Source organism: Nostoc sp. 'Peltigera membranacea cyanobiont' 232 (assembly GCF_002245985.1).
Taxonomy (GTDB): Bacteria; Cyanobacteriota; Cyanobacteriia; order Cyanobacteriales; family Nostocaceae; genus Nostoc.
In genome coordinates, this window is record NZ_NOLK01000214.1 from 1 (window position 1) to 11012 (window position 11012).

The following is an 11012-nucleotide window of genomic DNA, read 5'->3' on the forward strand; positions in this document are numbered from 1 at the left end:
ACTGTTACTGATTTAGCATTAACAATTCAGGCAAGTTTTGAAGCCCAGGTTTTGCTCAAGGGTGAAATTACTGTGCCAGTGGAAATGCTATTTGAGATAGTTAAGCATTGCCCTAATGGTAATATTACCCTCAGTAGTCAGACTCAGATTATACAGCTTATTGATGAGGAGAAGCAAACAAAAATCTGCTCTCTCAGTTTATCTGATGCTGATGGAAAATATGAAATTAGAGGTATTAGTGCTGAAGACTTCCCACCTAGTTCTATAATTGATGCTGCTCCCATTCCTCTGCCAACAACAGTTTTCAAAGATGGTTTGAAAGGTGTGATTTATGCTATTAGCACTGATGAAAATAAATATATCTTGACCGGAGTTCATATCCAACTTACACAGGAGAAGTTAAAGTTTATTGGTACTGATGGGCATCGAGTCGCAACCACTGAACTTTCAACTCAAGGAATTGGTAGAAAACCCCGCAAACAAGTAGAATCTGAAGAGATACAATTTACTATTCCCGGTCGAGTCCTCAAGGAACTAGCGCGTAACTTGGATGATTCTGTCGAATTTATTAATCTGTTGTATGATGCCCAAAGTAATCGCTTGGGTTTTGCTTGGCAAGATATTATCCTCACATGTCAATGTCTAGAAGGAACTTACCCTGACTGCGAACAGTTATTGGCAAGATTTAGCTTTGACCGAGAAGTAATCCTAGAAAAAGCATTCTTAGTCAAAGCACTGGAACGGTTAGCTGTGTTAACAGATAAAAAAGAGAAAGGTATTTACTTACAGTTTGATGGAAGTTTGCAGCAGTTACGATTATCAATTGAACGGGAGTTTGGCAAAGGCGATCAGGTTATTGCTGCTCATCTACCATCAGAAATGTCATTGAATATTCAGTTTAACCTCAAGTATTTAGTAGAAGCAGCCAAGGCAATTCCCAGTTCTGCTATTAAAATGCACTTGCAACAATCAGATCATCCTGCCATGTTGGTTCCTTATGGAGATAGACCAAATCCAGAACTGCAAATGGAAATGCGTCAATTCTTATTGCCACTGTACACTCTAAATACTTAATAAATGTTAATCGCAATCTTGAAGTTTTGTAGGGTGTTTTGGATACGAGTGGTGTTTATTTTAGACGTGATTTGAGGAACTCTGAAAAAAACTGACAATATGAACGAAAATTCTCGAATTTAACAAATAGAAACTGTGCATTTTGGCGGTAGATATCCAACTATTTGCCGCCAAAATGCCAAATTTATCCAGTTTTATCAAGAAAAAAGGAAGCAAAGCAGGGTGCAAGAAGGAAAGAGAGAAAAGTATGTTTTAGAATCTAATCGTTACCCAATATGATAAACACTTTACAATCAGAGTATTATTCAATAGTTCCGCCATGCCAGCAAAAGACATATACCATAATGAAGTCAAGAACGCATTGATAAAAGACGGTTGGACTATCACAGATGATCCTTACTTTATCAAATATGAGGATGCTGAACTCTACGCCGACTTAGCAGCAGAAAAACCAATCGCCGCAGAACGCCAGGGACAGAAGATTGTTGTAGAAATCAAGAGCTTTGTAGGCAAATCTCTGATGTATGATTTTCATAATGCCCTGGGACAATACATAGTCTATCGGAAACTCATTCAACTTACGGAGCCAGAATATAAACTTTATTTAGCTGTTGATGATGTTGTCTATGAGAACTTTTTTCAACGTAAATCTGTACAATCAGTCATCAATGAAAATCACCTGTTGTTAATAGTTGTAAATACAGAAAAGGAGGAAATTCGGCAATGGATAAGCTAGAGCAATACCGCAATGCTATCAAGAAGATATTGACTGAGTATTACGAAACTACTAATACTCAAGTTGTAAAAGATACGAGAGTTGAAGTAAGCGATCGCTTGGCTTTTGATGAAACAAGAGATCAATATCTTTGGTTTCGGTTTGGCTGGGATGACAAAAAGCAGATACAGTATATTATCATCTATCTCTGCATTAAAAACGGCAAAGTTTGGGTGGAAGAAGATGCAACTAATTTATGTGTTGTTGATGATTTGCTATCAGCCGGAATACCCCAAGCCGATATTGTTTTGGGTTTCCATCATCCCAATAAACGAGGTTTAACAGAATTCGCTACTGCTTAAGGAGGCAGGTAAAAAATAGAAACTTAGCGTTTTATGCGCCAAGGATATGAATTATAAAATGGCTAAAGATCGGTTGTAAATTCCATAAACTTCTCCACCTGTTTCAACGTTTAAATAATTAGGCGTACTCAACTTCTGGTATTGGTAAATCTTACTGGGGACTGGGGACTAGGAAAAGTTTTCTTCTCTACGAGACGCTACGCGAACAAAACAAGATTTAGGTCTGAATCCCCTTCCAAGTTTTCCCAGTCCCCAGTCCCTTTTTCAAAATTACACCCCCTTAACAGGGGTAAGGGCGACAAATTAAGGTTAATGAATCCTATGTCTACAGTCGCCCTACATCAAAAATATAGACCCCAGACAATAGCCGAATTAGTTGGACAGCCCTACATCAAAACTGCTCTGACTAATGCTGTCAAATACCTGCAAATTGCACCAGCTTATTTGTTTACAGGTTCTAGAGGCACAGGTAAAACTTCAACTGCTCGGATATTTGCTAAATCCCTCAATTGCCTCAACAGTAAAAAACCAACTGACCAACCTTGTGGTATTTGTCAATCCTGCCGTTCAATTGAAACCAGTAATAGCCTAGATGTTAGTGAAATTGATGCTGCTTCTAATAATGGTGTATGATGCCCGTGCTTTAATTGAGCGCAGTACCTTAGCAGCTGTTGCAGGACGTTACCGAATTTTTATTCTCGATGAGTGCCATTGTCTAACTGGTAACGCCTTCAATGCCTTACTTAAATGTATTGAAGAACCACCACCTCATGTTGTTTTCATCCTCTGCACAACAGAACTGCACAAGGTGTTACCTACCATTGTCAGCCGTTGTCAGGTGTTTAATTTCCGCACTTTGTCTGTTCAGGCAATTGTACAGCACCTCGGTATTGTAGCAGATGCAGAATCTATTTCTATTGATGATGAGGCACTAACAGCGATCGCTCGACTCAGCGATGGTGGATTGCGGGATGCACTGCAATTACTGAGTCAGGTGAGTCTTTTAGATGAAGATATCACTGCCAATCATGTCATGGAAATCGCTGGTGGTGTGACAGAAACAGAATTAATGTCAATTTTACAGGCAATATCCACCAATAACACCTTTAACTTGCTGCAAGTAGCAAGACTTCTAGTGGACTCTGGTAAAACGCCTAAATTGATTCTCTCCAACTTACTGCAAACATACCGAGATTTATTGATTATCAAGTCTGCACCCAAAGAGCAATCTTTGCTAACTGGTTGTGTTAGCTATGCTCAACTCAAGGTTTTAGCAAATCACTGGAATTTCGAGACGCTGAATTTGTCCCTAGCAGAGTTACAAAAAGCAGAAAACTATCTGCGGTACACAGTAAATACTGCTGTGTGGCTAGAAGTTTGCTTACTGAACCTGATACCCAGTTTATTGCCTGTCAGTGCAACCAAGACGCTAACTACTAAACCTGTAAATGACGGCAAGTTGCTACCAACAGTTGGAGTATACACCACAAATAAGGTGACAGCTAAACCTGTAGATGACAAATTGTTACCAGCAGTTGCAGCCCAAACTACTAACCTGGCTCAAATTTGGCTTTCTGTGATGGATACAGCTAAACCCAGCAATCAAAAGCTGTTGGCTCATGCTCATCTCGTTAAATTGCAAGATAACAAGGCAATTTTAGAGGTTACACCAGCTTACCTGAATAAGTTTGAGAGTAGTAAAGAAGCGATCGCTAAAATGCTGCAACGAGCTACCCAAAGTCAACAACCAATGACTGTGTTAATTAAAACTGCCAACAAGAGCAGTAATGGGAGGGTAAAAGCATGATTGTCTTGCTGACAGGTGACGACCAACACGCCATCCAGGAACAGCTAAACCAATACAAAGCAGAGATTGATGCTCAATGGCTCACACTTTGCTATCACCGATTTCCAGCCGATCATCTTGACCGAGCTATCAGTGTAGCTCGCACTCGTTCCCTGACAGGTGGTAAAAAACTGGTGATTGTCGAAAATTGCCACCTCAAGCAGTGGGGTGATACTGAGTTAGAAACTTTGCAGCCGCTTGTTCAAGTGCCTGAATTCACAATTCTGGTGTTTGTCGCCACTAATCTAGATAAGCGCCTGAAGATTTACAAACATCTTGTCAAGTATGCCAAGTTGTTTGAGTTTCCATTGATACCACCTTGGCGGACTGATTTGATTGAAAAGGCGATCAGTACTCAGGCTAAAAAAATTAAGCTGGTGCTGTCAAAGGGTGCAGTGGAATATCTAGCAGAAGCAATTGGTAACGATATGACCCGTGCAGCCACAGAGTTACGCAAACTGTATATTTATGGTAATGGCAGACAACTGGAGCTTGCAGAAGTAAAAGAGTTAGTGCCATGTCAGACTCAGAATAGCCTACAACTGGCATCTGCTATTCGCCAAGGAGAAAGTAATCAAGTTTTGCACCTGCTAGATGATTTACTGTCACGCTCGGAACCATTAATGGTGATTGTTGCTACTCTCCTAACGCAGTTTAGAACTTGGCTGTGGGTTAAGTCAGCGATCGCTTCTGGGGTTAAGAAAGATAGTGAATTAGCTCAACTGTGCAGTATCAGCAATCCTAATCGCATTTACTATTTGCGTCAGGAGGTAGCAAATACAAGCATCAATGCTTTAGCTAAGGCAGTAACTATGATGCTGGATTTAGAGATGTCTATTAAGAGGGGTGCTGATGCGAAGGATTTACTGCCAGTAATTCTTGGTGTTAGTAGGTTATTTAAGTTAGTTTTATCAACAGAAACTTGACGGATAATTTTGGATTTTAGATTGGATACTTGATTTCTGTCTAAAATCCAAAATCAGTTGTTTAAGTCAGTCAAAAGAGAGTTTTTTAATTCCTAAATAGTAATAATTCGCGGTGTAACTATGGAGAAAAATTGAGGATTACGGGTAATAATCAACCAGAAATAAAGAGAAAAATAATTTGCCCATATTTTTTAGCAAAAATCTATTTTTAATTTTCATATTTATCTTTAATTAATGGCAGCAGCCAAGGCTTAATTTGCCAAAGCTGTTGTTGATATGCCAGACTTAATTAGCGACGTGCTGCATCACAAAGGTACTTTCCCCCTGTAGCATCAAAACAAGAAATTCGTTGTTTTTCAGCTTCATTTGTTATAATTGGCTCTAGTGATACAACGGTGTAATAAGTCACTCCAGCAAGAGTTGAACCGTCTCCATCAAGGTTGTAAAAAGTAACGGTGTTTCCTGTCGCGGTTAATGGTGGTGCTGGGAAATATTTTGCTGGATATCCGTTAACAGCTGGCCGCCAAGTTTGAACATATACAGTTTTCCCGCTTAAATTGGTAGCGCTGATAGTGAGGTCAAGATTTAAAGCTGTAACAGTAAGCTTGCTGCTGGGTGATACAAAAGTAATTTGATTCGTTAGCTGGTTAGTGGTGCAGATATTTTTGCCATATTGCATTGTTGTACCAGCACAAGCAATTGTTGTACCGTTCTTCAAAACATAATCATATCCAGATACAGGATAATTACCGCTACCAGGTGGTTCACTTGAATCTTGCTCTTGTGTTAATTGCCAATTTCCAAAATAGAAGCCAATAGGACTAAAACTCTTTTGTTTGTTTACTGTATTTTGATCATAAAGCCAGAAATGAACATGATGGGCATTAGAACCACCACAAAGTGCAGTAGTACCAAGCTTAGTTTGATAAGATACTTGTTTACCTTCAGTGATAGTAGAGTCTGGCTTCACATGGTGATAACCGTGGTAAAGTCCATCAGCACGTTTAATTATAATCGTACAATTATCAGTTACTCGATAAACTGTACCACTATCAACAGAATATACATCTCCTGCTACACCATTAGGTGTTCCAAAATCAAGACCGTTGTTGATACTGCCATGTAAATCCTGACTGTATTTCCAGGTTTGCCCAGTTGCCCATGGAAACCCCTGTACTCTCCTATTTGTAAGCTGTGCATTTGCCAGATGGTTACTTACTCCAGGGAGTAGGGTTGCAGGTTCGGGTGTGGGGAATTAAGAATATGTTGAACTGCTTGACGTACTCGCATTTAATTGTCTTAAACACTACACCCCATACCCTACCCCCCACACCCTACACCCCATACCCTGTTTTCGGTCAACAATGGACATTAATCGGGCTAACCAACATCAGCAGGTGGCAAGGGAAGATTTAGTCATGTTTATTAATGCCTGCCTCTCCTGCACAGGACAGCGTGAGTTCTATGGTGATGGTTACGGGCAGCGCGTATCTATTGACTTTCTGCACGACTATATTTTAGGTAATTACCGCTTACTCTATACCCGAACATTAGCAGCAGGGATTAACCACTTCAACCAAGCGCAGATTATCCTCAAATTACTAGCAACAGGAAAACATACACCCCCTGAACATCGACAAGAAGAAGGTGCATTAATTGCCGCAGCATTAACAACCCTACCACCACAACGAGGTTGGGAAGTATTGCAACAATTGCGGAAAAGAAGTATCAATAATCGTCGTAGCAGAGCGATCGCTCGTGATTATCTCCAGCAAAAACGTGACATCAACTTTGATGCTGTGAAGTATCGTTCCAAATTTCGAGCGATCGCTTCCCATGCTCACCTCACCCTACCAGGAGAATTAGGTAATTTTCTCTTTGGTAAATGGAAACAGCAAGTTTATCAAACAGAATTATTCGAGACATTTCGCCAAGCACACTATAGCGCTCAAGCAGTTTATCAACTACCCTTTACAGTTGCCGAAGGTTTAGCAGTAAAACACGGGATTAAACGAGAGGTCTTTTTATCCCGTATTCAAGAGCAAATGACCTTGAATGAAAAATTGCGCTTTCAAAGTTCAGCCAACCGCACAGAAGTAGAAATCGACATTAATTTAGGTCGTCTCCCCCTAACTCGTTTGGCACTGTATATCCTATCCTTGCCATTGGATACTCGCAAACAGCAGTGGGAAATCTTAAACCAAGCATTAGAGAAATCTGCTGCCTTCACATTAAGAAAATCACCCCTAAAACTAGGACGAGTAGCCGCAGTCCTAGATTGCAGCTACTCCAGTTCTGGTTCAGCCGAAAAACATCGTCGTCCTTTAGGAGTAGCTTTAGCTACTCATTACTTACTAAAAGCAGCATCCCAGGAATACCAAGCTTTTTGGACAGCATCAACCAGCGATCCACTGCTGATTCTACCTCGTGGACAAACAGACCTCGCTACTCCCCTACTGGATGCTTTGGACTGGGGCGCAGATTTAGTAGTACTTGTCACCGATGGTTGGGAAAACGACCCCCCCAGTGGAGCATCGGAAATTCTACGTGTATATCGTCATCATTTAGACCCGAAACAAAAAACTTCCATTATTCATTGCAATCCTGTTTACAACGCCGATGACTTTTCTTTACATCCCCTTAGCGCCACAATTCCCACAGTAGGATTACGAGATGCAGAAGATTTACCTACGATGTTGGGCTTTGCCCGGTTTGCTGAAGGTTCTGCATCTTTAGCTGAATTGGAATCATATTTAGCAGAGCGAGTCAAGCAAATGTTGGACAGGGTGTAGGCTGTAAGGTATAGGTGTACCTCATATAGTTGAAAACCGTTGTAAATATTCCACTATGGCCAAAGACCTATTCCACCAAGCCGTCAAGCAAGCCTTAATCAAAGACGGATGGACAATTACTAGCGATCCATTAATCATTCGCATCGAGCGCGTTAAACTAGAGATTGATCTTGCTGCTGAAAAAGTATTTGCTGCTGAAAAAGATGAGCAGAAAATTGCTGTAGAAGTTAAAAGCTTTATCAATCCCTCCGTCATTACTGACTTTCATAATGCATTAGGGCAGTTTCTCAACTATCGCCTTGCCTTAGAAATGACAGAGCCTGATCGTATCCTCTATTTAGCTGTTCCTATTGATATTTTTAATACTTTTTTTCAGGAGCGTTTTACTCAAGCGGCAATATCACATTATGCCCTAAAAATAATAGCATATAAACCGAATACAGAGGAGATAATCGAATGGAAAAACTAGCCAAATATCGCCAAATTGTGCGCGAATTATTAATCGCCCATGCCACTCCAACCCCCCCAAACGAACCAAATATTGAATGTCAACTCATTTTTGATACAGAACACGATCACTATCAAATTCTAGATATTGGTTGGCAAGAGTTTAATCGTATTTATGCCTGTTACATTCATTTAGACATTAAAGATAATAAAATTTGGATTCAGCACAACATGACAGAAGCCGATATTGCTCAAGAGCTAGTGGAAAGAGGAGTTCCAGCTTCAGATATTGTTTTAGGCTTACATCCTCCATACAAACGTCCTTATACCAAATACGGTGTTGCTTAAAGTTAATAAAAATAGATCCACCATCCTATGGCATCCAAAAGCAATCTGTTAGCAGACATATCACTCAAAGGATTAGAAATTGCTCCTTCTCAAATACGGGGAGCAGTGCGGATTGTGCCATTATTGCGCCATCAAGTACGTAACGATTTGCGCTTGCTGCGTCGTAGCTACGATGAAGATTTAGCAGTTGTTTCCTTAGCAGGAGAAATGACAGCACCAGGAATGAAATATTTTTCCTATGTTCCTCACGGACTAGTGTTGTCTTGGACTAATGACGGCAGTCCTGTGGGGGCTTTTGGGGGACAGCTTTTTCAAAGAGATGGTAAACAGCTAAACTATGGTTGTGCCAGTGTCCGATTAATGCACCGGATGGTGAAGCGGGAATCTAGTAATCAACTGAGATTTTTGCCACTGCACTTGGCAATGGAAGGCTTTTTATCAATGTTTTTCTCTGGCCCTGATATTGCCTGGAGTGAATATTCTAAGTATGCCCTTTCTCATGGGCTGGGTAGCCGAATGGAAAGCTCTTTTAGTGGACGTTACATTGCTGGACTTGAAGATGCTTTGCGGGTATTTGAAATTTACTCTCGACAGGTTGGGGTATTAGTATTTGTTGCCGAAGCATTAGCATCAGCTTTTGTAGTACCGACACCAGAGGACTATCGACTTTTGCACAATAGCTTGTTAGAAGATTTCTATGGTGAGTTATTGTACCAATACGCTTTACTGCACGATACTACTTTTCCCATGAGTGTATCTTTAGATGAGTCAAAAATTAATGATTTAACAGCCTTGAGAGCAGCAGTACAAAATATGCGTTCAGATTGGGCATCGTTTCAGGGTTTCATGGCAGAGGGACTGTTACAACGCAAGTTAATTTCCCAAAAAGTCTATACTGCTGGTTCGTTCATGTTACAACGATTTATTACTGACCTCAACCCCAACGAAGAAAATCATATTGGGGAAGCGATTATTCGAGAGAATGGTGAATTGGAGTATTTGAAGACTTACCGCTTATCAGGAATGCAGACTCGCCGAGTTTATTTGCTGAGTCAGTTAGCAGAGCATAATTGGAATTTGGATGCTACAGCTAGTAAATTGCGGAATACACGAGAGGAATTTGTGCTGCGTTTAGAAAAGGTGGGTTTTGGTTATTTGCTCAATGCGGAAGTAAGACAAGCAGCATTGAAAAAAGTCAAGGGTAAAAGGTGATATTGTCTTGCTAAGATTCAGCATTAATTTGTAAAATTTTGATTTCAATACATTTGCCTATTCCTGAAATAGTAAGCTATCGCGCGTATAACTTGCACTTTTTAGGTCTGCAACCATTGGTAACTCTAGAATGCTCTGGAAAATTACAGATGCGACAGCTTATAACACTGAGTTAAACGGGGTGAATACAACCTAAACAAGCGAAAAAAGGCTGCCCAAATCCAGCAGCAAACACTGAAGATTCTACGCTGTGAGCAACAATATTTCGCTTCTTAAAAGCTACCAGCCTCTTATCCTTGCAATCCGGGTGTTTGATAAACTCGTGCTGGGAAATTTTCTAAAACATCAGTTTCACTGCTACTAGACTCATGTGCAGGTGCTACATCTTCTTCTGGTAAAGGCAACATCCGCGCTGCTGACTCAATCCGTTCATGTAATGCTTGTGTTAGCGTTTTGATATCAGGAATTGTCACCTGACTTTCTAAAGCAGGTTTAACTTGTGTATCCCAAAGAGCCTCACTATCATGCGCCCGTTTTTCATCGGCTTTGGACACTGGAATAATTAAAGGATAAGGAATAGAAGCTTGTCCCTCGGAACTATAACCAGGACTAGTAATTACGCACTTGCCTTGAGGAAATTTCAAAATTTCGTCAGCACTGATTACAGGCATTTTTTGCAAATTCTCACTCCAGCTAATTGAACGGCTCATTTGTCCGCCAAGCGATCGCCCTGTGGTACGATTTTTAATCAGCACTTCCTTCTCACCGTAACGCTTTGAGTAATCCTCAGCCGTTTTGTAGTTACCAGGATTGAACAAAACATGGGTACTGCAAGCTGATGCGATCGCACTCCCCATCTTATCCCCATAAATATCGTAAAGTTGCTCTAAACTTTGGATACCTAGAATAAAGCAGGCACCATTAGAACGATATTCATTAATCCACTGTGGTAATCTGTCCAGCTTAATTGATGGTAATTCATCCAAAGAAATAATCAACGGGTCTTTGCGGGGACGGCTTAAATTACCGACAATCATCAAGTGCATTGCCGCCGCCAGCAGAGGCCCAACCACACTGCGACGTTCATCATCTAGCTTGAATACCACCATCTCTCTACCTTCAAGCTTAGTGGGAATATCCGATTTCCCTATAAATGCCCTCAGCAAATCAGCTTGGATGAAAGATGAGAAAGTACCTGCTGCTGTGGTCAAAATCCCCGAAATAGTCTTCTCTGCATCCTTGGCACTCAAAAATTGAATAAATGAAGTCGCCACCCATTCATCCAACCTT

The 11012-nt window shown here is 40.7% G+C and carries 12 protein-coding genes; 10 read left to right on the forward strand and 2 right to left on the reverse strand.

Features of this window, described 5'->3' with window-relative positions:
• From dnaN to holA, 6 genes are all read left to right on the forward strand, one after another.
• A partial coding sequence (gene dnaN, locus CDG79_RS36325) for a DNA polymerase III subunit beta (protein WP_094346421.1) occupies positions 1–1074 on the forward strand: 1074 nt, incomplete at its 5' end.
• A 319-nt stretch (positions 1075–1393) separates the two neighbouring features.
• On the forward strand, positions 1394–1810 hold the full coding sequence (locus tag CDG79_RS36330) for a XisH family protein (RefSeq protein WP_094346422.1): 417 nt from the start codon (positions 1394–1396) through the stop codon (positions 1808–1810).
• Positions 1798–2151: a XisI protein gene (locus CDG79_RS36335; RefSeq protein WP_094346423.1), complete on the forward strand. Its 354-nt coding sequence runs from the start codon at positions 1798–1800 to the stop codon at positions 2149–2151. Before CDG79_RS36330 ends, CDG79_RS36335 begins: the two co-directional genes overlap by 13 nt.
• 321 nt (positions 2152–2472) lie before the next feature.
• Positions 2473–2784, forward strand: coding sequence for a hypothetical protein (locus CDG79_RS45080; RefSeq protein ID WP_262985872.1), 312 nt, complete (start codon positions 2473–2475; stop codon positions 2782–2784).
• On the forward strand, positions 2759–3958 hold the full coding sequence (locus CDG79_RS44470; RefSeq protein ID WP_262985873.1) for a DNA polymerase III subunit gamma/tau: 1200 nt from the start codon (positions 2759–2761) through the stop codon (positions 3956–3958). Before CDG79_RS45080 ends, CDG79_RS44470 begins: the two co-directional genes overlap by 26 nt.
• Positions 3955–4923 (forward strand): DNA polymerase III subunit delta, encoded by a 969-nt coding sequence (gene holA, locus CDG79_RS36345; RefSeq protein WP_094346424.1) that lies wholly within the window; start codon positions 3955–3957, stop codon positions 4921–4923. The genes CDG79_RS44470 and holA overlap by 4 nt, the downstream gene beginning before the upstream one ends.
• Before the next feature lie 289 nt (positions 4924–5212).
• Here the strand turns inward: holA and CDG79_RS36350 are convergent, their stop codons facing one another.
• A complete protein-coding gene (locus CDG79_RS36350; RefSeq protein ID WP_094346425.1) occupies positions 5213–6130 on the reverse strand; it encodes a M23 family metallopeptidase in 918 nt (305 codons plus the stop codon).
• A gap of 157 nt (positions 6131–6287) precedes the next feature.
• On the opposite strand from CDG79_RS36350, the gene CDG79_RS36355 reads away from it, so the two are divergent.
• From CDG79_RS36355 to CDG79_RS36370, 4 genes are read left to right on the forward strand one after another with little or no spacing between them, the layout of a single operon-like run.
• Positions 6288–7715 carry a hypothetical protein gene (locus CDG79_RS36355; RefSeq protein WP_094346426.1) on the forward strand — a complete coding sequence of 476 codons (1428 nt, stop codon included), beginning with the start codon at positions 6288–6290 and terminating at the stop codon, positions 7713–7715.
• A 55-nt stretch (positions 7716–7770) separates the two neighbouring features.
• Positions 7771–8184 (forward strand): XisH family protein, encoded by a 414-nt coding sequence (locus CDG79_RS36360; protein WP_094333514.1) that lies wholly within the window; start codon positions 7771–7773, stop codon positions 8182–8184.
• Entirely contained in the window at positions 8172–8510 is a 339-nt protein-coding gene (locus tag CDG79_RS36365; protein ID WP_094346427.1) for a XisI protein, read from the forward strand. The genes CDG79_RS36360 and CDG79_RS36365 overlap by 13 nt, the downstream gene beginning before the upstream one ends.
• A gap of 27 nt (positions 8511–8537) precedes the next feature.
• Positions 8538–9722, forward strand: coding sequence for an ARPP-2 domain-containing protein (locus CDG79_RS36370; RefSeq protein WP_094346428.1), 1185 nt, complete (start codon positions 8538–8540; stop codon positions 9720–9722).
• 290 nt (positions 9723–10012) lie between these two features.
• On the opposite strand, the gene CDG79_RS36375 is transcribed toward CDG79_RS36370, so the two are convergent.
• Positions 10013–11012, reverse strand: a 1000-nt coding sequence (locus CDG79_RS36375) for a type IV secretory system conjugative DNA transfer family protein (RefSeq protein ID WP_143855689.1), incomplete at its 5' end; no start/stop codon positions are given.

Coding starts and splice junctions, on each gene's coding strand:
- CDG79_RS36330 (WP_094346422.1), top strand. CDS start 1,394: ATGCCAGCAAAAGACATATACCATAATGAAGTCAAGAACGCATTGATA.
- CDG79_RS36335 (WP_094346423.1), top strand. CDS start 1,798: ATGGATAAGCTAGAGCAATACCGCAATGCTATCAAGAAGATATTGACT.
- CDG79_RS45080 (WP_262985872.1), top strand. CDS start 2,473: ATGTCTACAGTCGCCCTACATCAAAAATATAGACCCCAGACAATAGCC.
- CDG79_RS44470 (WP_262985873.1), top strand. CDS start 2,759: ATGCTGCTTCTAATAATGGTGTATGATGCCCGTGCTTTAATTGAGCGC.
- holA (WP_094346424.1), top strand. CDS start 3,955: ATGATTGTCTTGCTGACAGGTGACGACCAACACGCCATCCAGGAACAG.
- CDG79_RS36355 (WP_094346426.1), top strand. CDS start 6,288: ATGGACATTAATCGGGCTAACCAACATCAGCAGGTGGCAAGGGAAGAT.
- CDG79_RS36360 (WP_094333514.1), top strand. CDS start 7,771: ATGGCCAAAGACCTATTCCACCAAGCCGTCAAGCAAGCCTTAATCAAA.
- CDG79_RS36365 (WP_094346427.1), top strand. CDS start 8,172: ATGGAAAAACTAGCCAAATATCGCCAAATTGTGCGCGAATTATTAATC.
- CDG79_RS36370 (WP_094346428.1), top strand. CDS start 8,538: ATGGCATCCAAAAGCAATCTGTTAGCAGACATATCACTCAAAGGATTA.